Below are 20369 nucleotides of genomic sequence, written 5' to 3'. Positions count from 1 at the left end.
ATCAGAAATACCCCTCGCGCTTCTTCTTTTCCATGGAGCCCGCCTCATCGCGGTCGATCAGACGCCCCTGCCGTTCAGACGTGCGGGCCGTCAGCATCTCGCCGACGATTTCCTCGAGCGTGGTGGCGATCGACGGGATCGCGCCCGTCAGCGGGTAGCAGCCAAGTGTGCGGAAGCGCACCAGGCGCTCCTCCACCTTCTCGCCCGGCTGAAGGCGCATCCGGTCGTCATCGACCATGATGGTCATTCCACCCCGGTCCACCACAGGCCGCCGTGCGGCGAAGTAGAGCGGGACGATGGGAATTTCTTCCTGCAGGATGTATTGCCAGATGTCCTGCTCAGTCCAGTTGGAGAGCGGGAAAACGCGGATCGATTCCCCCTGCGCCACGCGCGTGTTGTAGATCTTCCACATTTCCGGGCGCTGGTTCTTGGGGTCCCAGCCATGGCCTGCGGAGCGGAAGGAGAAGATGCGTTCCTTGGCGCGGCTTTTCTCTTCGTCGCGCCGCGCACCGCCAAAGGCGGCGTCAAACCCGTATTTGTCGAGCGCCTGGCGCAGCGCCACCGTCTTCATCACATGGGTGTGGGTGTTGGAGCCATGGTCGAACGGGTTGATGCCGTCGCGCACGCCCTCCTCGTTCACATGCACCAGAAGCTCAAAACCCTTCTCGCGCGCCATCCGGTCGCGAAACGCGATCATCTCGCGAAATTTCCAGGTGGTGTCCACATGCAGGAAGGGAAAGGGCGGCTTGGCGGGATAGAACGCCTTCATCGCCAGATGCATCAGCACGGACGAGTCCTTGCCGACAGAGTAGAGCATTACCGGCTTTGAAAAGGTCGCCGCTACTTCGCGGAAGATGTGGATCGCCTCGGCTTCCAGCCTGTCGAGATGGGTAAGGGCTGCCGGCATGTCTTCGCCTTCGCGTCTTTGTCGCTGCGGCCGGAGCCTTCGCGGCTTCCGGATCATGCCTTTGAGGTACCATGCGGTTTTCGGCCCTCTCAAGGCGCGCACGTCCAACCTCACCCCGGTTTGCGAGGCACATTTTGCGTTGTTTCCGGCAAAGGGGAAAAGGCATTTCAGAATGCGAAAAAGGCCCGTTTTCACGAGCCTTTTAGAGGTTTCCGAGGCCGCTTTTTTGCCTATTCGGCGACAGCGCTGCGAATGGTCTCGATCACGCGGTCCTGGTCGCTCTCGGCCAGATAGGGGTGCATCGGCAGGCACAGGATGCGGTGCGGCAGGCTCTCCGACACGGCAAGCCCACCCGGCGCTTTCGCATGCATCTCATAGGCCTTCTGCAGGTGCAGTGGCTTTTCGTAATAGACAACCGAGGGAATGCCCGCCTCGCCAAGGCGCTTGCGCACCAGATCGCGCTTTTCGGTCTCGATGGCATATTGTGCCCAGGCCGAGCGATGCCCCTTCGGCGTCACTGCCACCTTCACCACATCGCCAAGGCCTTCGGCATAGCGTGCGGCAACCTTCTGGCGCGCTTCCATCTCGTCTTCGAGGATGGCCAGCTTCTCGATCAGGATCGCGGCCTGGATCGTGTCGAGGCGCGAATTCAGGCCCACGCGCACATTGTCATATTGCTTTCGCCCTTGCCGTGGAAGGCGATGGAGCGCAGCACATCGGCCAGCTCGTCGTCATCGGTGAACATCGCACCGCCATCGCCATAACAGCCCAGCGGCTTTGCCGGGTAGAAGCTCGTCGACGCCACATGGCCGAATGCGCCACAGCGCTTGTTGTTGAGCGTGCCGCCGATGGACTGGGCCGCGTCCTCGATGATGCGCAGCCCCTCGCGCGCGGCAATGCGTTCGATGGCTCCGTAGTCGGCAGCCAGACCGAAGAGATCGACCGGGATCACCGCCTTCGGCGTCAGCCGGCCTTCCGCTTGATGTGGTCGATGGCAGCCGTCAGGCTCCTGGGGTCCATATTGTAGGTGTCGGCATCGATTTCCACGAAGACCGGCTCTGCACCCGCGAGCGCCACGACTTCGGCCGTCGCCGCAAAGGTGAAGCTCGGGCAGAACACTGCGTCGCCCGGTCCGACGCCATAGGCCATCAGCGGCATGAGCAGGGCGTCGGTGCCATTGGCGCAGGCAATCACGTGCTTGGTGCCGACATAGGCTGCTAGTTGTTCTTCGAAAGCGCCAACCTGCGGCCCTAAAATATAACGCCCCTCAGCCACGACCGTGTCGATTGCAGCTGCGAGCCTGTCCTTGATGCGCTCACGCTGAGCGCCGAGATCGATAAATTGCATTTATTGCCCAATCGGTTGCGGGTGATTCCGCGTTAGCCCCGTCCGTTGAATAGGGCCCTCTCGTGCGCTCTGCAACCAAAGGGCCTCTTCAAACTGATGCGCCAGCTGTTACACGAGGTGAACAAGCCCGCATGCAACCGTTTCAGCTCTTGTGTATTTGCGTAGCGTGCGCATTTGTCGCCGCAATTCTGTCTCTGTGTGCGATCACCCGACTCTAACAAAACTTCAATCAATCATTGCAATGCTAAACGATGACAGAGCATTGTTCATCTTCGAGACTATTCAGGAAGGAAAGTATGGGCGCCCCCTTTAAAGCGTATGACGTTCGCGGCCGTATCCCCGCAGAAATCAATGTTCCCTTCGCCTATCGCTTTTCGCAGGCGCTCAAGCAAAGCCTCAATCCCGGCACCGTCGTTGTCGGCCACGACATGCGCATGGACAGCCCGGCGCTGGCCGAAGCGCTCACCCAGGGCCTTCTCGACAGCGGCGTCGATGTGCGCCCCGTTGGCCGCTGCGGCACGGAAGAGGTCTATTTCCACACCGCCGCCAGCGGCGCGGATGCCGGCCTCATGGTGACCGCCAGCCACAACCCGCCCGATTACAACGGCATCAAGATGGTGCTGAAAGGCGCGTCCGCCGCCACGCCGGACAATGCTTTCAACGCAATCGAAGAGATCATGCGTTCCGATGCAGTGCTTAAGCCGGTTGCCGATTATGCCGCGCGCGGCGCCCTGCACGATCTTTGCGACCGCGACGCCTATATCGAACGCCTTCTCAACGAAGTGGCCGGTCAGGACCTGAAACCGATGAAGATCGTCTGCCATGCCGGCAATGGCTGTGCGGGCCCGATCATCGACCTTCTGGAAAAGCACCTGCCCTTCACTTTCATCAAGATCGACCACGAGCCCGACCCGCGCCTGCCCAATGGCGTGCCAAACCCGCTGCTTCCTGAGAAGCGCGAGAAGGCCAGCAGGGCGGTGATTGAGCACGGCGCGGATCTCGCCATCGCCTGGGACGGCGATTTCGATCGCTGCTTCCTGTACGATCACAAGGGCCGTTTCGTGGAAGGCTACTATCTGGTCGGCATGATCGCGCAGACGCTGCTCGGCAAACATCCCGGCAGCACGATCCTCTATGATCCGCGCCTCACCTGGAACACGATCGACATGGTGGAGAGCGCCGGCGGCGTGGCAAAGCCCTGCCGAACGGGCCATGCCTATTTCAAAAAGATGATGCGCGAGGAAAACGCCATCTATGGCGGCGAGATGAGCGCGCACCATTATTTCCGCGATTTCGCCTATTGCGATTCGGGCATGCTTGCATGGCTCAACGTCATTGCGGAACTTTCGGCCAGCGGCACCACGCTTGCCGAGCGCCTGGAAGAGCGCATTGCCGCCTATCCCTGCTCGGGCGAGATCAACTTCACCGTTTCGGACGCAGCCGAGGTGCAAAAACGCATTTCCGACCACTACATGCCAAAGAATCCTCAGATCGAGAATCAGGACGGCCTCGGCATGGTGTTCGACGACTGGCGCTTCAACCTGCGCGCCTCCAACACCGAACCCCTGCTCCGCCTCAACGTGGAAACCCGCGGCGACAAGGCGCTGTTGCAGGCGAAGGTGGACGAACTGCGGGGGATGATCGAGGGGGCTGGTTGATCGTACGCACCGTGCAAATCCGGCCGAAGCCCGCTGCTCACCCGGCGGGCTTTCCTTTTGGGTGATATCTCAATCGGTTTGCCCAGCCGTAGCTTTAGCGGAGGCTGGCTGGGGCGGCAGGATTCGAACCTGCGAATGACGGTACCAAAAACCGTTGCCTTACCACTTGGCGACGCCCCAAGACCGAGCGAAGCGGTGGATAGCAGAAGCGCCGCCCCACGACAAGCAGGCGTTTTGTGCCTTTCTGTGGAGCACGCGCTTCCCATTCCCGCACGTGTCAGGCCATCCACTCTCCCCAGAACCGCGTGACCGTCGCCGGCACATAGCCATCAAGACCGCCGAAGAACTGTGCAAGCTCCACCGTGTCGCCCGCTGTGAGGTTCGCCATCACGTGAAGGTGCAGCGCCGTCTCCGACCCGTCGACCGCGAGACTGGCCACATCGCCCTTCACCAGAGGCGCGCAGAGGTCGCTCGCACCATTCAGCACCAGCTTCGCCTTCACCGCCGTCGGCACGTTCGCGCCGTTCTGCTTCCAGCCGATGGCCGCTCCGAACCGATAGAGCCCGTCCGCCGGCGCGGTAAAACGGTTCGTCCCCGTGTCGAAGGCCATCTGGCTGTTCGCCAGCGTGTTGTTGATGGCCACAGTCTGCCAGGTGTCGGCAGCGACATACTGGTCGTAGTTGATGAAGCCCAGAAATTTGGGGTTTGACGGCAGCGTGATACGGCCGGAGTTCTCGTCCGCGCGAATCGCATCGTTGAAGGCGGAACCGTCTGCAGAGACCGCAAGCCGCCAGTCATCCGATCCGAAAAGCCCCATCGTCGCCCTGGTGACAAACCCGCTCTGCAGCAAGAGGCCGACATCGCCGGCAGGCGCCTCCTTGTTCATCGTGCAGAACAGGCTCCCTGTTCCTCCTTCGGCTACATAGCGCGCCGTCCAGAGCGCCCTGTCGAGTTTTACGGAAAACGGGTTTGCCGCATCGGCGCTGGTTCCAAGCCCGAACAGGGCCGCGTTCTGGATTTCGGCCCCGCTTTCCGGCACGTCGTCAATCGGCTGCCAGCCCGCCCCATCGAACACCGCAAGGCATGCCTCGTCCACGATCCAGGCGCGCCAGCCCGTAACCGGCGCAAGCTTTTCCCATGCGCCGTCGACGAAATAGGCGATCGCACCTTCCCAGCCGGTCCATTCACCGCTCGCCGAGAGGCCGACAATGTAACAGTCGCCATCGTCTGGAGTGACCGGCGGTGCCGCGAGGTCACGGTCGCGCACGGCAAGGTGCACCAGCGCGTCGAGCAACCGGATCGCTTCGTTGTGGGTCACGTGCTTTTGCGCCTGCGAGGGCATGATATAGGGCAGTTTGAGCTTTGCAGTCTGTTCCATGTCGGCCGTTCCTTGTGAAGGCACAAGTCTACGGGCAGTTGCGCCTACGGGGATAAACGCGTGCGTGCCCGTTCCGGCCTTCCCCCCGGCAAAGGGCGCAGCACGCCCGCCCTTTTGGCTGCTTTCACGGGTTGCGGCGGGGAAAAAGAGCCTGTCGGGGTAGCCCCCTCTCCCCATGGACGCACCAAATCCACGGATGGACCTATTGCCTACACCCCGTGTCAACGTTTCCAATCTAATCTCGGGGCACTCTTCGTGAAGGCATTCTGAAACGCTGAAAAGTGTTTCGCCGCGTTCACGGTCAAGACAACGCATTTTGGACGATGATGGCGGGGTAGGCTCATGTTGGTACCGGTGATCATGGCGGGCGGAATGGGAACGCGGCTGTGGCCGGTTTCGCGCGAGCACTATCCCAAACAGTTCTGCGCGCTGGTTGGCGACACGACAATGCTGCAGCAGACGATCGGGCGTCTCGACGGCCTCGACTGTGCTCCCCCGCTTACCGTCTGCAATGAAGAACACCGTTTTCTGGCCGCCGAGCAGCTTCGACAGGCAGGCATTGAGAATGCCCCGATTCTGCTCGAACCGGTGGGCCGCAACACGGCACCGGCGATCACGCTTGCCGCATTGCAGGCGATGGCACATGGAGCTGACCCGCTACTTCTCGTAATGCCTGCCGACCATCTGATCCCGGATGTGCCCGCCTTCCACAGGGGTGTCAAAGAGGCAAAGACACTGGCACAGGAAGGCCGGCTGGTGACTTTCGGCATCGTGCCGACCGGTCCAGAGACCGGCTTCGGCTATATTCGCCGTGGCGAAAAGATCGGCGAGACGGGGTTTGAGGTTTCCGGTTTCGAGGAGAAACCAGATCTGGCCACCGCAAAATCCTATCTCAAGGATGGCGGATACGACTGGAACAGCGGCATGTTCGTGTTTCGCGCCAGCGTGTATCTGGACGCCATGCAGACGCATGCCCCGGCAATACTGGATGCGTGCAGGGCGGCGATGGCGGGCGTTGAAAGCGACGCCTATTTCCTGCGGCCCGAACGCGCGGCCTTTGAAGCCTGTCCGTCCGACTCCATCGACTATGCCGTGATGGAGAAGACCGACCGGGCTGCCGTCGTACCGCTCGATGCGGGCTGGAACGACATCGGGTCATGGTCGGCCATATGGGAAGCGCAGGACAAGGATGCCGACGGAAACGCGCTGACAGGCGACGTGTTGCAGGTTGCCTCGAAAAACTCCATCGTCTCCGCCCAGAAGCGCCTCGTCGCCATTGTCGGCGTGGAGGAGCTGGTCGTGGTCGAGACGGCGGACGCGGTCCTCGTCGCCAGCCGCGACGCGGTGCAGAACGTCAAAGAGATCGTCACGCAGCTCAGGTCGGCCAAGCGCACCGAACACATGGACCACCGCCGGGTTTACCGCCCATGGGGCGACTACGATTCCATCGATTGCGGCAACCGCTATCAGGTCAAGCGCATCACGGTGAAGCCCGGCGCAAAACTCTCCGTGCAGAAGCATCACCATCGTTCCGAACACTGGGTGGTCGTGCGCGGCACCGCGCGGGTCCTGAAGGGTGAAGAAACAATCACGCTGACCGAGAACCAGTCGACCTATATCCCGCTGGGCGAGATCCACGCGCTTGAAAACCCCGGCAAGATCCCGCTGGAACTGATTGAGGTGCAGTCGGGATCGTATCTTGGCGAGGACGACATCATTCGACTGGAGGACCGATACGGCCGCGTTTGACGTTACCGAAAGGGTGCCGGTGCTTCGGCGTCGGCCAGGCGCGACGTGCCCCGCGCGAGAAAGAGCCCGATGATCAGGAAGATCATGAAAACCGTGTCGAGGATGTCGTGCCCGAAGATGAGGTTGACGGTTCCACCGCCGGCGTAGACGGCTGCCAGCATCAACAGCACCGCACCTCCCAGACGCTCCAGTCGATCCCCGGCCTTCGCCAGACTGCGCACTGCGATGACGGTTATCAGCCCAAACATGGCAATGATGGCGAGACCGGCAACGATGCCGCCTTCCACGAGGATGGTCAGGAAGCCATTGTGGAAATGCGTGAACCCCACCTGAATACCGAAATTCTGCTCCACACCCTCTCTGATCAGGGTGGAAACGTTCTGCATTCCATGGCCGAAGAGCGGGTCCTCGGCAACGAGCTGCAAGCCGATTTTCCAGACGGCCACACGAAGCCCGAGGGAAGAGTTGTAATCTCCTCCCTCCGTAAGCTTGTCCATATTCTGCCAGAGGGCCTCGAAGCGCTCCACAATGACCCCGGACGCCAGAATGACAATCAGAATTGCTATCCCCGCAAGTGCAAGGAGTCGGCCTTTCAGCAAAATCGCCACACGGGAACGGCATATCAGGAGCAGCACCACCGCAAGAACGATCATTACCCCCCAAATCGAGCGGGATCCCGACAGAAGTACGGCGGCGAAGGCGGCCGCGAACGCAAGAAGCAACATCAAAGGACGTTTGCTATCGAGGATAAGGGCACCCGCCAGGCATGTCAGACCGGCAAGACAGGCCACATCTGCAAACACCAGCGCATTGCCAGCTCCGCCCTCCGCGCGCATTCCGATGTACTTATATTGAACAAGCGCGAAGACCAGCGCGCCAAAACTGGCTATGGCGGCACCGAAAACGAGCGCATACGCAACCTCTTCCCGGTCTGAGATCGTCCAGATCGAATAGGAGAACGGAAACAGTAGGAATGTCACAAGCGGGAGAAGCTTGTAAGCCATTTCCAGCGTCGGCTCGTTCACGAGGAACGAAACGACGTTGGCCAGCACATAGACCAGCATGAGCAGCGCGACCCATCGCATCGCGGTATCGGGACTCAGCCGCCGCCTTCCGGAAAGAACCTCAAACACACACCAGAACGCACCGCCGTGCCAGACCACGCTGGTGGCTGACCCGACAATGGGCGGCATGGAAAAGATGACGAGGGTGAACAGCCTGTTGACGGCCCGATAATTCATTGTCTGTTCCGTCTGGTGAGCTTCGTTTCCCAGTTCAGTGCATGGGTCACGATCGTTTTCAGGTCGTCGTAGCGCGGCTGCCATGCCAGTTCCCGGCGGCAGCGTTCCGCCTCCGCGACGATCGCCACCGCATCGCCCGGCCTGCGACCGATGGTGCGCACGTCGAAGTCAGTCTGCGCCACGTCCTTCACGGCATTTATAACCTCAAGCACCGAGTAGCCCTTGCCATAACCGCAGTTCGCCACGAGGCTGCCCTTGCCTTCCCGCATGCGCAGAAGCGCCAGATAGTGGGCGTTCACCAGATCGGAAACGTGAATGTAGTCTCGAATGCAGGTTCCGTCCGGCGTGTCGTAGTCGGTGCCGAACACGTCCATATGATCGCGCTTGCCCGTTGCGGTTTCGCACGCGACCTTGATCAGGTGCGTGGCGCCTTTGGTCGACTGCCCGGTTCGAAGTTCCGGGTCCGCACCGGAGACGTTGAAGTAGCGCAGCGCCGTATAGGCGAAGTCATGCGCCACAGCACAGTCGCGCAGCATCAGTTCCGTCATCATCTTCGACGTCCCGTAGGGAGATTCAGGCCGCAGTTCTGTATCCTCACCAACCGGGAAACTGGCCGGACTGCCATAAACGGCTGCCGTGGACGAAAAGATGAAGTGACGCACGCCACAGCGCACCGCGCTTGCGATCAGGCTCTGCGATTTCACCGTGTTGTTCAGATAATAGCCCAGCGGATCGGACACCGATTCGGGCACGATGATCGATCCCGCAAAATGAACGATGGCATCCACACCGTGCTTGCGGATGACATCATCACCAGTGCCTCATCGGCAACATCGCCGACAACGAGCGTTGCTGCATCCGCGACAGCCCAGTCAAAGCCGGTGCTGAGACGGTCCAGAACCACCACCTCTTCGCCGTGGTCCAGCAGTTCCCAAACCATATGGCTGCCGATGTAACCGGCACCGCCGGTGACCAGAACACTCATCGCAGTCCCCTCAATAAAAAAATCGGGCCAGATACCCCCATCCGGCCCGATCTACATTCGGCTTTAAATCGGCAATTCCATGGCGGGTCAGCGCCCGGAGACGCCCAGTCCCCGCAGCAATGCCCACGCCGCCGGCATGAAACATGCAGCCAGAGCGACTTTGATCAGGTCGGGCAGGATAAACGGCGCAACGCCGAACTGCCAGGCCTTGTCCGCACCGATCAATCCGGCGAGCCAGGCAAATCCAAGTGCCATCATGACCATTTCCGCGAACAGCATGGCACCACCAAGCTTCAGCGGACTGCGGTCCCATCCACGGTCCGCGGCCCAGCCCGCAATTGCGGCCATAGCCACAAATCCAAGCAGATAGCCGCCCGTGGGGCCCATCATATAGCAAAGCCAATTCCCTTTTCGGGCGTACCCTGAAACACCGGAAGGCCCATGGCGCCTTCGGCCATGTACAGGAGAAGTGTCGCCACACCGAGGCGCATGCCGAAGGTCGCACCGATCACGAGCACGGCCAGCGTCTGAAGAGAAAGGTCGACCGGTCCGAGCACGACGCGTGTCTTCGCCGAAAGGGCGAGAATCACGGTCGCGCCGATGGCAAGGAAAAGCTGCGTCGCCAGACGCTGGGTAGCGTTACGCGGAAGCGTCTGCGAAACGAGGGATTTTGAGGCGATAGCGAGCGACATGGCTCCTCCGTTCAGGCTCTTTGCGAAATAGTGCGCGTTTCTTCTCCTATAAGCGCTTCCATGATATGCGGCAACCTGAATGCGGCTTCGTGCCGTTCGGTGCTCTTTATTTTCCGGACAATCTGCCAATGGCCCTCGAATTTGAAACGCGTTTCGATCCCGCCTATGGCGACGCGAATAAGGTCGCACCGGATGTTCTACGTCTCACGGTCAATAATCCGAGCGCCTTCACCTTCCACGGCACCAACAGCTACATCGTCGGCAGGTCCGCCCTCGCCGTCATCGATCCCGGCCCGGAAGACGAAGCCCATCTGCGGGCACTCCTCAAGGCCATTGACGGACGGCCGGTAAGCCACATCTTCGTCAGCCACACGCACCGGGACCACTCGCCGCTTGCCACACATCTGGCGCGCGAAACCGGGGCGCTGGTCTGCGCAGAAGGCCCGCACCGCGCCGCCAGGCCCTTGAGAATCGGCGAGACCAATCCCCTTGATGCAAGCGCGGATATGGATTTCGTGCCAGACCGGGCGCTCGCCGATGATGAGCTGATCGAGGGCGACGGCTGGGCCATCCGGGCCATCCACACCCCCGGTCATGCCGCCAACCACGCTGCCTTTGCGCTTGAGAATACGGGCATCCTATTCTCCGCAGACCATGTGATGGCGTGGGCGACCTCCATCGTTGCTCCGCCCGACGGCGCCATGTCGGATTACATGGCCTCGCTCGACCGCCTGCTGGCGCGCGACGACACGGTGTTCTTTCCCGGCCACGGCGGCAGGGTGAAAAGCCCGCAGCGTTTCATGCGTGGCCTGAAAGCCCACCGCAAAATGCGCGAACGCGCCATACTCGACCGCGTCACGCGTGGCGACCGCACAATTCCCGAGATGGTCAGCTCCATCTATCGGGATACGGATCCCAGGCTGCACGGGGCAGCAGCCCTTTCGGTTCTCGCCCATCTGGAAGATCTCGTCGCGCGCGGGGCCGTGACAACCGAAACAGAACCGTCCATCGATGCGGTCTACCTGCCTGGCTGAGCCTGGAGCATCGCAATAATCCGAAAAGTGGAAACCGATTTTCGGATTATTCCGATGCTCCATCAATAGTTTAGATCGTCCTTTGTGGGTCCTGAGGGATGCACGGCAATCTAGGGTCAGGCCCCATTAATATGGCCGCAATGGTCGGCCTGATTTGTGTGGATACGCTAAGCAAGACCACAGGAAGACTTCATGTCTTTCAAGGTCTTGCGACAAAGTAGGCCGTGCAAATCAGGCCGATCCGAAGGACGTTCGATAGACTGGCGAGCTGCCGCGTCAAACCCCTTGACCGGGGGAAGGACCCCGCTCTGCAGGCTTTTCCTTGCATCTCTTGGTCTATCGATCGCCATTGCGGCCATATTAATGGGTCCTGACCCTAGACTGCTGCCAGCAGGGCCATTCTTTCATCGAGTTCTTTGAGAAATCGCTGAATGCGGGCGGCATTTTCTCCCAGATCGTGGCGCGCATAGCGCGAGACGGACCGCATGTCGACGAAAGTTGCGGTCTGGTCGTCCTCTATGCGGATCGCCACATCAGCAGGGAACCCAAGAATGAAGGAATGGGCTACGCCTTCCAGCGTGATGCTGCCGCCGGCGAGTTGTTCACCTTCCGGGCCCCTGGGTTGCCAGCCCTTGTCCTGCATCATCGAACGCACCACTTCGAGAACCTTGTCCGCCGTGTGCTCATAGCGCCGTCCGGCGACTTCGGGATACCCCTCTTCCTGCAACGCGCGGTCTTCGGGAGAGATGCCCTTGACCGGGTTCATGGCACCGTTGCGCGCGACCGAAGCCAACGGCATCTGCGGAGGGTGCTCGAGGTCAGTGGAGATGTCGATCAGCCTTGGGTGCTCGAACACGCGAACGCCCGATATCCCGTATGGGGTGAGCACGATGGCGGCAATCAGCACTCCGGTGCCCGCAATCGATGCGCCGGATGATCCATGTTCCCAAACCTGAACCAGGGCAATCACACCGAGCGCGAAACCGGCAAGGGCGAGAACGCCGCTCAATCCCAGCAGCCAGAAAAAGGGGACCGTTTCCACCAGTCCGAACCGGTGTCCCGCGCCCGACACAGCAAGAAGGACGGCCGCGAACACTGCAAACCTGCGGCTCCAGGGAGCGGCGGGAGCGCGTTGCGGTACCAAAGTTGCCTTCATGTAACGGACCAAGCATGTTTTGCTGCTGAAGATAGGTCTCTCTTAAACCAATGCCCGCCTGCGGGAAATGCGGTTTCCGTATATTCCTTGAAGATTCAGTCCCTTGTGTCTTTTGGTTGCGGAACTGATTCACCTTTCAGGAACCGCATTGCGCCATGCGGCGTTCTTCTCTCTAAAGCGTTTCCTTTGCTCGACATAACACGCCACATTCCGGCCATGCTGACCGGCACAATGGACGAGGCGGAGGGATGCGTGGGAGAAAGTTATGAGGTTCCGCCATGCAGACAGTGCTTCCAGAACGTCATGAAACCGCCTCGAGCTCACTGGAACTGGTTGAGCTGGAACTTGCTCTGAAGCATCAGGATTTCGTCGAGCTCGGCTTCGAAGGCGCTGTGCGGCAGGCGCTGGACCAGATCAACGGGCGCCTGCTTTTCCACATGCGGCTTGATGGAATGAACGATTGCGACTGGGTGGCTGCCGTCGTGCTGGAGGAGCATGATGAACATGCTTACGCCCTCGTGGTTCAGCGGACCGGAGGCGGATCGCTTGAGGTCGAGGACATCAACACAAGCGAACTGCCGGTGGCCAGGATCGTCAACGCCTATGCAGGCTCATGACATCGCTCGATCGCGTGCAGTAAACCGGCGCACGGCGTTACAAGCCGTTATCCCGCGCAAGGAACCCACAGCACTCCACAGCGTTTCCTCCACAACGGAGTGAACGTCATGACTGACAACACAAATCCAGCCCCCGGATTCATGCGCAATCCGCACAAGCGCATCACCATCACACCGCACACCAAAAGGATTATCGTGAAGGCGGATGGAATTGAAATCGCGGCAACGAAGGCCGCCAGACTTCTGCGCGAGACCGGCTGCCGGGATGTGCTTTACATCCCCTTCGCGGACATAAATTTCGCCGGTCTCGAACCGTCTCAGACCAGATCCCACTGCCCCTACAAGGGAGATGCCAGCTACTGGCGGCTGACCGGCGCTGGGGAGCCGGGTAGCGACATCATGTGGGCGTATGAAACACCATACGACGAAGCTCGGGAGATCAAAGAGCACGGCGCATTTTATGCCGAGCTCGTTGACATTGAGGAGCGCTAGGGTCGGAACCGAAAAGTGGTCGCCGGTTTTCGGGTTCGTCCGATGCTCCGTCAATGAACAATCTGGACCGCCTCAACCTCTTACGGGTTCGATGAGGCGGTCCAACTGTCTGTTTCCACGCAATTCCGGATGGAAAACCGGTTCCCGCTGTTGCTGAAACTGCCCTATCCGGCAGCCTTGCTTTCGCTGATGGCAGCCTGCGCAGCAGCCAGCCGGGCGATCGGCACGCGGAATGGCGAGCACGAAACATAGTCCAGCCCCACGCTCTCGCAGAAGCGAATGGAAGCGGGGTCGCCGCCATGCTCGCCGCAGATGCCCAGCTTGATGTCCGACCGTGCATCGCGCCCTTTCTGGCAGGCAATCCGCACCAGCTCGCCAACACCGTCGACATCCAGGGAAACGAACGGATCCTGCTCGATGATGCCACGCGTGCGGTAGGTCTCCAGGAACGAGGCCGCATCGTCACGGGAAATGCCAAATGCCGTCTGCGTCAGATCATTGGTTCCGAAGGAGAAAAACTCTGCGCTGGCCGCGATTTCATCCGCTCTGAGAGCCGCACGCGGCAGTTCGATCATCGTGCCGACAAGATAACTGAACGTGACACCTCGCTCCGCCATCACTGTCTTCGCCACCGCATCGATGCGGTCCTTCACGAAGGTCAGTTCGGCGGACATGCCGACGAGCGGCACCATCACCTCCGGCACCACCGGCGCGCCTGCCTTTTCAGCAGCCTCGGCGGCCGCCTCGAAGATGGCGCGCGCCTGCATCTCCGCAATCTCCGGATAGGAAATCGCCAGACGACAGCCACGGTGGCCAAGCATCGGATTGAACTCGTGCAAAGCCTCGGTCCGCTGGCGTAGTTTCTCCGCCGAAACGCCCATAGCCTCGGCCACTTCGGCGATTTCCTCCTCGGTCTTGGGCAGGAACTCGTGGAGCGGCGGGTCGAGCAGGCGGATGGTGACGGGAAGCCCCGCCATCACCTCAAATATCTCCACAAAGTCGGAGCGCTGCATTGGCAGAAGCTTGGCGAGTGCCGCGCGCCGCTCGCTTTCCGTATCGGCCAGGATCATCTCGCGCATGGCGAGGATGCGACCGTCGTCGAAGAACATGTGCTCGGTGCGGCAAAGGCCGATGCCCTCCGCTCCGAAGGATCGCGCCGTGCGCGCATCGGCCGGCGTTTCGGCATTGGCGCGCACCCGCATGCGCCGTGCTTCGTCGGCCCAGCCCATGATCGTGGAGAAATCGCCCGAGAGCTCCGGCTGGAGCATCGGCACCGAGCCCTTCAGCACCTGTCCCGTCGCGCCGTCGATGGTGATCGTATCGCCGGCCTTCAGCATCTGCCCATGGCCAGGAGAACGCCCTTCCTGTGATCGACGCGCAGGGAACCCGCGCCCGAAACGCAGGGCTTGCCCATGCCGCGCGCCACCACCGCCGCGTGGCTCGTCATGCCGCCGCGCGTGGTCAGGATGCCTTCTGCGGCATGCATGCCGTGAATGTCTTCCGGGCTCGTTTCCACCCGCACCAGGATCACCCGGCGCCCTTCGGCCTTTGCCTCTTCGGCAGCTTCCGAGGAAAACACGATCTCGCCCGTCGCAGCCCCCGGCGAGGCCGGCAGGCCCATGCCGATGATGTCACGCGGGGCGGAAGGGTCGATGGTCGGGTGCAGGAGCTGATCGAGCGACGCCGCATCGATACGCGATACCGCTTCCTCCCGGGAAATCAGCCCCTCATTGGCCATGTCCACCGCAACCTTGAGGCCGCGCTTGCCGTGCGCTTGCCGGAGCGCGTCTGCAGCATCCACAGCTTGCCGCGCTCAATGGTGAACTCCAGATCCTGCATGTCGCGGTAGTGCCGCTCCAGCGTGTCGGCGATCTGAACGAAGGCGGCGAACGCTTCCGGCATCAGCTTCTCGAGCGAAGGCTTGTCTGAGCCGGCGGCGAGCCGTGCCGCCTCGGTAATGTTCTGCGGCGTGCGGATGCCCGCCACCACGTCCTCACCCTGCGCATTGACGAGAAATTCGCCGTAGAGCGCTTTTTCGCCGGTCGAGGGGTCGCGCGTGAAGGCCACGCCCGTTGCCGAATCCTCGCCCCGGTTGCCGAACACCATGGCCTGCACGTTCACCGCCGTGCCCCAGCTTTCGGGAATGTCGTGCAGGCGGCGATAGGTCACCGCGCGCGGGTTCATCCACGAAGAGAAGACGGCGCCCACCGCGCCCCAGAGCTGTTCGTGCGGATCCTGCGGAAACGGCGCACCCAGCTCGGTCTCGATCCGCCCCTTGTAGAGCGCGATCACATTCTGCCAGTCCTCGGCCGAGAATTCCGTGTCGACCTCATAGCCGAGCCGCGCTTTCTCCTCTTCGAGAATCTCCTCGAAGACATCGTGGTCAAGCCCGAGCACCACATTGCAATACATCTGGACAAAGCGGCGGTAGCTGTCATAGGCAAAGCGCGCATCCCCCGCCTCCGCCGCGATCGCCTCGACCGTCGCATCGTTGAGGCCGAGATTGAGCACCGTGTCCATCATGCCGGGCATGGAGGCGCGGGCACCGGAGCGCACGGAAACCAGAAGCGGTTCGCTGGCATCGCCGAAGCGGCGGCCGGCCACCCGGCCCACCTCTTCGAGTGCCGCCTCGACCTGTGTTTTCAATTCGTCCGGATAGGTGCGGCCACTGGCGTAATAGTGGGAGCAGAGCTCGGTCGTGATCGTAAAGCCGGGCGGTACGGGCAGCCCGAGGCTGCACATCTCCGCCAGGTTTGCGCCTTTGCCGCCGAGCAGATTCCTGTCGCCCGCGCTGCCTTCGGCACGTCCATCGCCAAACACATAGACCCACTTGGTCATGCTGCATTCCCCTTCCGGTCGATTTGCCGGCACCTGGAACCATAATGCACCGGCCACGGGACGCAGCGTTAAGCGGCAGCGCGCGCCAAGGCAAGGCCGGCTTCCCGGCCATCCGCCTCTTTATCGATTGAAGAGAAGATTTTTTCTGATCAGCGCCCGTGAACGACGCAGGAGGGGCGAAGCCAAAGCCCCGCCCCGGTATTCTTCAGGCAGGTCAGGCCGCAGCGGCAACCGCCCTTGGGCGCACCCCGATGAAGATCATCACCGCCGCCAGCACCAGGACAATGCTCGCCACGCTGAACACGCCCTGCGCCCCGCTGGCGTCGAAGATCAGCCCGCCGCCGGCGGCCCCAATGGCAATCGCCAGCTGGATCGCCGCGACCAGCAATCCGCCGGCGCTCTCGGCCTGATCGGGCACGGTGCGCGCCAGCCAGGTGGACCAGCCGACCGGGACAGCGCCAAATGCAAGTCCCCAGAGCGCGATCATCACCGCGCTGGCCGCCGGCATCGATGCGGCCGAGACGAGCCCGAAGCCCAGGACGCTCATCACGAGCGGCACAGTCATCAGCGTGCGGCGCAGACTACGCTCGACCAGAAGCCCGCCGAACAGCGAACCGAGGAAATTGGCGAGGCCGAAACCCAGCAGAATGCCGGAGACCGCGTGATGCTCGCATCCGTAATGTTTTCCAGATGTGGCCTGATATAGGTAAAGAAGGCGAAGTGGCCGGCAAACACCAGCATGGCCGCCAGAAGACCAAGCCCCACGCCCGGCCGCACCAGCACATCGACCAGCGTGCGTAGTCGGGTGGCCGCGTTGGGCGCCAGATTCGGCAGGGTGGCAAACTGCACCACGAACGTGATGACGCCGAGTGCGGTCGCCAGTACGAACACGCTGCGCCAGCCGAACATGTCCCCCACATAGCTGCCGACAGGCGCGGCAACGATCGTTGCCGCGGCGACACCACTGACAATCATTGAAAGCGCCCTTGGCACCAGCGCATCGGGCACGAGCCGCATGGCGACCGCTGTCGACATGGTCCAGAACCCGCCCAGCCCAATGCCGAGCAGGACCCGCCCGGTGAGCAGTACCGCGATGTTGGGTGCGAATGCCACCATCAGGTTCGATCCGATGAGAAGCAGGGTGAACCCAAGCAACACATAGCGCCGGTCGATGCTGCGCGTGGCAGCCGAAACCAGCAGGCTCGTTATCAGCCCCACCACGGCTGTCGCCGTCACCGCCTGGCCGGCCATCCCTTCCGAAACGCCAAGATCGAGCGCCATCGGCGTCAGAAGGCTTGCCGGCAGAAATTCCGCCGTCACCAACCCGAACACGCCGAGCGCCATGGAAACCACCGCACCCCAGGCCGGCGTCCGGCTGGCCTGGGTATTTGTCCACTGAGGGACTTCGTCCATCTGTCTGTCCTTTCACATGCAGGGTGTTTTGCAGTGCGACAGAGATAGGCTGGACACTTCGGACGCACCATGTCATAAAATCCGAAATGCTTGATCGAAACGCCGAAAATTCCTCGCTTCACCCCAACCCTGACCTGGTCAGTGACCTGCTCATGGGCATGCGTCTTTATGGGATGGAGTACAATCGCACCCAGATCTCGCCTCCCTTCGGCCTCCGCTTCCCGACCATTGAGGGGCGCGCTCAATTTCACTTTGTGGGCCGCGGGCCAGTGTTTCTGCGCGGGCCCGGTGACGCGCTTCATGCGCTCGATACCGGCGACGCCGTGCTTCTCCCCCGTGGCGGCGAACATTCGCTTCTTTCCGATGCGGAGATGAAGTGTCACTGCATTACGCAGTTCCAGCCAAAGACACTGTGCCGGAACGTCAACGAGATCATGGCCTGTTCGAACGAGAAGGACCACACGTCCGATGCCTCATCTTCTCGGGATGCATGGAGTTTGATCTGGGCAGCATGCATCCCCTTGTCGCCCTGATGCCCGACGTGATGCTGGTCAACACGCTCCTGAAGCGATATCCGGAAATCCTGCCGATCCTTGACGCCATGGAACGCGAAGCGAAGGAAGACCGTGCGGGGTTCGCCGGCATTCTCGCCCGGCTCGCTGACGTGGTCTCGGCCTTCATCGTCCGTGCCTGGGTGGAATGCGGCTGCGGTGGCTCAAGCGGCTGGGTGGCCGCCCTGCGCGATCCACGTCTTGGACGAGTCATCGCCGCCCTGCACCGCGATCCGGGCCGCAACTGGACCGTGGCGGAACTCGCCTGCCAGATGGGCAGTTCACGCTCCGTCTTCGCCGACCGGTTCCAGGCCGTCACCGGCATGACGCCCGTTCGCTACCTTACGGAACTGAGGATGCGGCTTGCCGCGCAATGGATCAGCCGCGAGGGCATGGCCATCGAAACGGCGGCGCAGCGCCTGGGTTACGGTTCCCAGGCCGCGTTCAGCCGCGCATTCAAGCGCGTCATCGGCAAGCCGCCCGGCGCCGTCCGCACGCTCACATCGCCGCGCCCGCATGCAGCCGCTACCGTTCACGAAGCGGCCCCTGCCCCGCAGACCCCGTGAGGCGAAGCGTCGCCGCATCCGTCTGCCCGCCACACCACCGCGCCAGTGCTTCGGAAAAGAGCGTTTCGCTCCCCTGCGCGCGTCACCATACGATCCACGGCACATCCCTGTCCGGCAACAAGAATGAGGATTCCGGCCTTGCAAAAAGCGCGGAAACGAAATAGAACAAAAAAAGAACATTGGAGATCATCATGCGCAAGACCGGAAAGCTCGACTATATCGAAATGCCGGCGGGCGGCGGCAGCATCGACCGGGTTAAAGCCTTTTACGCCAATGCCTTTTCCTGGTCGTTTACCGACTACGGCCCCGGCTACTCAGCCTTTAACGAGGGTCTGGACGGCGGTTTCGACGGCAATCCGGACGGGAACGATAAACCACTTCCGGTGCTCTTCTCCGAGGATCTCGAGGCCACGTTGAAAACGGTCGAGGATGCTGGCGGAAAGATCGTGAGACCGATCTTTTCCTTTCCCGGCGGCCGCCGCTTCCACTTCACCGATCCGGCCGGCAACGAACTGGCGGTCTGGAGCGAGACATGAGGTCGTTGAACGCAGTGGTCGAGGCCGGGCCTTTAGCATTTTGCAGTCAGGTGGAATCACCTGACGTCCGCATAAACGCGGTAAAACAGATAGATAGTGCGGAGGAGCGGGAGGAAATGCTAGCCTGCCTCGCGCAGGCGCTCGGCGGTCTGGAGATCGACGGAGACGAGCTGGCTGACGCCCTGCTCGGCCATGGTCACGCCAAAGAGCCGGTTCATGCGCGCCATGGTTATGGGATTGTGCGTGATGACCACAAAGCGGGTATCCGTTGACGCCGCCATCTCGTCCATAAGATTGCAGAAACGCTCGACATTGTGATCATCAAGCGGCGCATCGACCTCGTCCAGCACGCAGATGGGGGCGGGATTGGTCAGGAACACAGCGAAGATCAGCGCCATCGCCGTCAGAGCCTGCTCGCCACCTGACAGAAGCGTCATGGTCTGCGGAGCTTGCCGGGCGGGCGGGCGAGAATTTCAAGCCCCGCCTCAAGCGGGTCGTCGGATTCGATCAGTTGCAGTTCCGCGGTACCACCGCCGAAGAGATGGGTGAACAGCCGCTGAAATTGCTCGTTGACCACGTCGAATGCAGCCAGCAGGCGCTCGCGCCCTTCCCTGTTCAGGTTCTGGATTGCATGACGCAGTTTGCGGATGGCCTCGATCACGTCCTCACGCTCGGAAACGATGGTGCCGTGACGTTCGGTGAGTTCCGTCTGTTCCTCTTCGGCGCGCAGATTCACCGCGCCGAGCCGTTCCCGCTCCATCTTGAAACGCTCCAGCCGACGCTCCACCTCGGCGATCTCCGGCATCGGCGCATCCGGCTCCAGTTCGGCCATCGCCAGAACCCTGTGCGGCGCAACATTCAACACTTCCTGAATTCGGGCTTCCGCCTCCTTGCGCCGTTCCTCGGCTGCCGTCACGCGCTCCTCGGCACGGGCCCTGGCTTCGCGCGCCGATGAAAGCGCCTGGATGCTCTCGGTCGCCCGCTTGTCGAGCTCCGTCTGGCGGTTTTCGGCTTCCTGCAGAGTGTCAGCCGCTTCCCTGCGCACGGCTTCCGCCTTTGCAATCTCCGAAAGAAGCGAGCGGCCGCGCGCCTCGATCTCCTCGGGCGCTTCGGCGAGTACTTCAAGCTCGGCTTCCGTATCGGCGCGGCGCTGCAGAAGGGCCGCGGTGTGCCGGTCGGCGTTCTCCACGCGTGACTGCCAGCCACGCC

Annotated in this window: 15 protein-coding genes, 1 tRNA gene and 5 pseudogenes; 8 read left to right on the top strand and 13 right to left on the bottom strand. The window is 61.6% G+C overall.

The genetic code is table 11. From position 1 onward, the window contains the following. Position 1 precedes the first annotated feature (1 nt). The 3 genes and pseudogenes from cysD to JCM21793_RS31000 form a co-directional block, all read right to left on the bottom strand. The gene (gene cysD / locus JCM21793_RS14605; protein WP_370671652.1) at positions 2-1021 is read right to left on the bottom strand and encodes a sulfate adenylyltransferase subunit CysD; all 1020 of its coding nucleotides are present in this window, start codon (positions 1019-1021) and stop codon (positions 2-4) included. A 116-nt stretch (positions 1022-1137) separates the two neighbouring features. Next, positions 1138-1859, bottom strand: a pseudogene (locus JCM21793_RS31005) (DegT/DnrJ/EryC1/StrS family aminotransferase). Positions 1860-1870: 11 nt separating this feature from the next. Next, positions 1871-2254 carry an aminotransferase class I/II-fold pyridoxal phosphate-dependent enzyme gene (locus JCM21793_RS31000; protein ID WP_280113527.1) on the bottom strand — a complete coding sequence of 128 codons (384 nt, stop codon included), beginning with the start codon at positions 2252-2254 and terminating at the stop codon, positions 1871-1873. Between the two features lie 296 nt (positions 2255-2550). Here JCM21793_RS31000 and JCM21793_RS14595 point away from each other — a divergent pair, with 296 nt between their 5' ends. Then, positions 2551-3912, top strand: a complete 1362-nt coding sequence (locus JCM21793_RS14595) for a phosphohexomutase domain-containing protein (RefSeq protein ID WP_025030842.1) — start codon at positions 2551-2553, stop codon at positions 3910-3912. A gap of 105 nt (positions 3913-4017) precedes the next feature. Here JCM21793_RS14595 and JCM21793_RS14590 read toward each other — a convergent pair. Beyond that, positions 4018-4092: transfer RNA gene (locus JCM21793_RS14590), tRNA-Gln, on the bottom strand. A gap of 97 nt (positions 4093-4189) precedes the next feature. Further along, complete coding sequence (locus tag JCM21793_RS14585; protein WP_025030841.1) at positions 4190-5290, bottom strand: DUF2793 domain-containing protein; 1101 nt, start codon at positions 5288-5290, stop codon at positions 4190-4192. Between the two features lie 342 nt (positions 5291-5632). Here JCM21793_RS14585 and JCM21793_RS14580 point away from each other — a divergent pair, with 342 nt between their 5' ends. Next, positions 5633-7039 (top strand): mannose-1-phosphate guanylyltransferase/mannose-6-phosphate isomerase, encoded by a 1407-nt coding sequence (locus tag JCM21793_RS14580; RefSeq protein ID WP_025030840.1) that lies wholly within the window; start codon positions 5633-5635, stop codon positions 7037-7039. 2 nt (positions 7040-7041) lie between these two features. Here the strand turns inward: JCM21793_RS14580 and JCM21793_RS14575 are convergent, their stop codons facing one another. The 3 genes and pseudogenes from JCM21793_RS14575 to JCM21793_RS26145 all read right to left on the bottom strand — a co-directional run bounded on the left by JCM21793_RS14575 (position 7042) and on the right by JCM21793_RS26145 (position 9957). After that, positions 7042-8280 (bottom strand): O-antigen ligase family protein, encoded by a 1239-nt coding sequence (locus JCM21793_RS14575; RefSeq protein WP_025030839.1) that lies wholly within the window; start codon positions 8278-8280, stop codon positions 7042-7044. Further along, a pseudogene (galE, locus tag JCM21793_RS26150) lies at positions 8277-9265 on the bottom strand (UDP-glucose 4-epimerase GalE). The gene JCM21793_RS14575 and the pseudogene galE overlap by 4 nt, the downstream one beginning before the upstream one ends. An 87-nt stretch (positions 9266-9352) precedes the next feature. Beyond that, a pseudogene (locus tag JCM21793_RS26145) lies at positions 9353-9957 on the bottom strand (biotin transporter BioY). A gap of 128 nt (positions 9958-10085) precedes the next feature. On the opposite strand from JCM21793_RS26145, the gene JCM21793_RS14560 reads away from it, so the two are divergent. After that, entirely contained in the window at positions 10086-10991 is a 906-nt protein-coding gene (locus tag JCM21793_RS14560) for an MBL fold metallo-hydrolase (protein WP_025030838.1), read from the top strand. Positions 10992-11367: 376 nt separating this feature from the next. On the opposite strand, the gene JCM21793_RS14555 is transcribed toward JCM21793_RS14560, so the two are convergent. Beyond that, entirely contained in the window at positions 11368-12087 is a 720-nt protein-coding gene (locus JCM21793_RS14555; protein WP_081784727.1) for a DUF1499 domain-containing protein, read from the bottom strand. A 338-nt stretch (positions 12088-12425) separates the two neighbouring features. On the opposite strand from JCM21793_RS14555, the gene JCM21793_RS26140 reads away from it, so the two are divergent. Together JCM21793_RS26140 and JCM21793_RS14545 are read left to right on the top strand one after the other, a co-directional pair. After that, the gene (locus JCM21793_RS26140) at positions 12426-12764 is read left to right on the top strand and encodes a hypothetical protein (protein ID WP_036540464.1); all 339 of its coding nucleotides are present in this window, start codon (positions 12426-12428) and stop codon (positions 12762-12764) included. Positions 12765-12872: 108 nt separating this feature from the next. Then, positions 12873-13256: a DUF427 domain-containing protein gene (locus tag JCM21793_RS14545; RefSeq protein WP_025030836.1), complete on the top strand. Its 384-nt coding sequence runs from the start codon at positions 12873-12875 to the stop codon at positions 13254-13256. A gap of 164 nt (positions 13257-13420) precedes the next feature. Here the strand turns inward: JCM21793_RS14545 and ppdK are convergent. The 3 genes and pseudogenes from ppdK to JCM21793_RS26130 all read right to left on the bottom strand — a co-directional run bounded on the left by ppdK (position 13421) and on the right by JCM21793_RS26130 (position 17507). After that, positions 13421-16094 (bottom strand): annotated as a pseudogene (gene ppdK / locus JCM21793_RS26135) (pyruvate, phosphate dikinase). A gap of 214 nt (positions 16095-16308) precedes the next feature. Next, positions 16309-16737 carry an MFS transporter gene (locus JCM21793_RS30405; RefSeq protein ID WP_244439776.1) on the bottom strand — a complete coding sequence of 143 codons (429 nt, stop codon included), beginning with the start codon at positions 16735-16737 and terminating at the stop codon, positions 16309-16311. After that, positions 16659-17507 carry an MFS transporter gene (locus JCM21793_RS26130; RefSeq protein ID WP_244439774.1) on the bottom strand — a complete coding sequence of 283 codons (849 nt, stop codon included), beginning with the start codon at positions 17505-17507 and terminating at the stop codon, positions 16659-16661. The genes JCM21793_RS30405 and JCM21793_RS26130 overlap by 79 nt, the downstream gene beginning before the upstream one ends. 86 nt (positions 17508-17593) lie before the next feature. Here JCM21793_RS26130 and JCM21793_RS30400 point away from each other — a divergent pair, with 86 nt between their 5' ends. The 3 genes from JCM21793_RS30400 (at position 17594) to JCM21793_RS14520 (ending at position 19160) form a co-directional block, all read left to right on the top strand. Next, positions 17594-18040 carry a cupin domain-containing protein gene (locus JCM21793_RS30400; RefSeq protein WP_280113524.1) on the top strand — a complete coding sequence of 149 codons (447 nt, stop codon included), beginning with the start codon at positions 17594-17596 and terminating at the stop codon, positions 18038-18040. Next, positions 17947-18624: an AraC family transcriptional regulator gene (locus JCM21793_RS30995; RefSeq protein ID WP_370671653.1), complete on the top strand. Its 678-nt coding sequence runs from the start codon at positions 17947-17949 to the stop codon at positions 18622-18624. The genes JCM21793_RS30400 and JCM21793_RS30995 overlap by 94 nt, the downstream gene beginning before the upstream one ends. Before the next feature lie 191 nt (positions 18625-18815). After that, the gene (locus tag JCM21793_RS14520; protein WP_007009305.1) at positions 18816-19160 is read left to right on the top strand and encodes a VOC family protein; all 345 of its coding nucleotides are present in this window, start codon (positions 18816-18818) and stop codon (positions 19158-19160) included. Positions 19161-19279: 119 nt separating this feature from the next. On the opposite strand, the pseudogene JCM21793_RS26120 reads toward JCM21793_RS14520, so the two are convergent. After that, positions 19280-20369: pseudogene (locus tag JCM21793_RS26120) on the bottom strand (AAA family ATPase); the annotation flags it as partial.

Origin of the sequence: Nitratireductor aquibiodomus NL21 = JCM 21793 (genome assembly GCF_000615975.1) — a bacterium.
Taxonomy (GTDB): domain Bacteria; phylum Pseudomonadota; class Alphaproteobacteria; order Rhizobiales; family Rhizobiaceae; genus Nitratireductor; species Nitratireductor aquibiodomus.
Note: the sequence above shows the minus strand (reverse complement) of the source record. Positions and strands in the feature narration are given on the sequence as shown.

What these genes read in the sequence shown, in the direction of transcription:
- JCM21793_RS26140 (WP_036540464.1), top strand. Translation starts at nt 12,426, where the DNA reads ATGCAGACAGTGCTTCCAGAACGTCATGAAACCGCCTCGAGCTCACTG.
- JCM21793_RS31000 (WP_280113527.1), bottom strand. Translation starts at nt 2,254, where the DNA reads ATGCAATTTATCGATCTCGGCGCTCAGCGTGAGCGCATCAAGGACAGG.
- JCM21793_RS14585 (WP_025030841.1), bottom strand. Translation starts at nt 5,290, where the DNA reads ATGGAACAGACTGCAAAGCTCAAACTGCCCTATATCATGCCCTCGCAG.
- JCM21793_RS14520 (WP_007009305.1), top strand. Translation starts at nt 18,816, where the DNA reads ATGCGCAAGACCGGAAAGCTCGACTATATCGAAATGCCGGCGGGCGGC.
- JCM21793_RS14560 (WP_025030838.1), top strand. Translation starts at nt 10,086, where the DNA reads ATGGCCCTCGAATTTGAAACGCGTTTCGATCCCGCCTATGGCGACGCG.
- JCM21793_RS14595 (WP_025030842.1), top strand. Translation starts at nt 2,551, where the DNA reads ATGGGCGCCCCCTTTAAAGCGTATGACGTTCGCGGCCGTATCCCCGCA.
- JCM21793_RS14575 (WP_025030839.1), bottom strand. Translation starts at nt 8,280, where the DNA reads ATGAATTATCGGGCCGTCAACAGGCTGTTCACCCTCGTCATCTTTTCC.
- JCM21793_RS14580 (WP_025030840.1), top strand. Translation starts at nt 5,633, where the DNA reads ATGTTGGTACCGGTGATCATGGCGGGCGGAATGGGAACGCGGCTGTGG.
- JCM21793_RS26130 (WP_244439774.1), bottom strand. Translation starts at nt 17,507, where the DNA reads ATGGACGAAGTCCCTCAGTGGACAAATACCCAGGCCAGCCGGACGCCG.
- JCM21793_RS30400 (WP_280113524.1), top strand. Translation starts at nt 17,594, where the DNA reads ATGCTTGATCGAAACGCCGAAAATTCCTCGCTTCACCCCAACCCTGAC.
- JCM21793_RS14545 (WP_025030836.1), top strand. Translation starts at nt 12,873, where the DNA reads ATGACTGACAACACAAATCCAGCCCCCGGATTCATGCGCAATCCGCAC.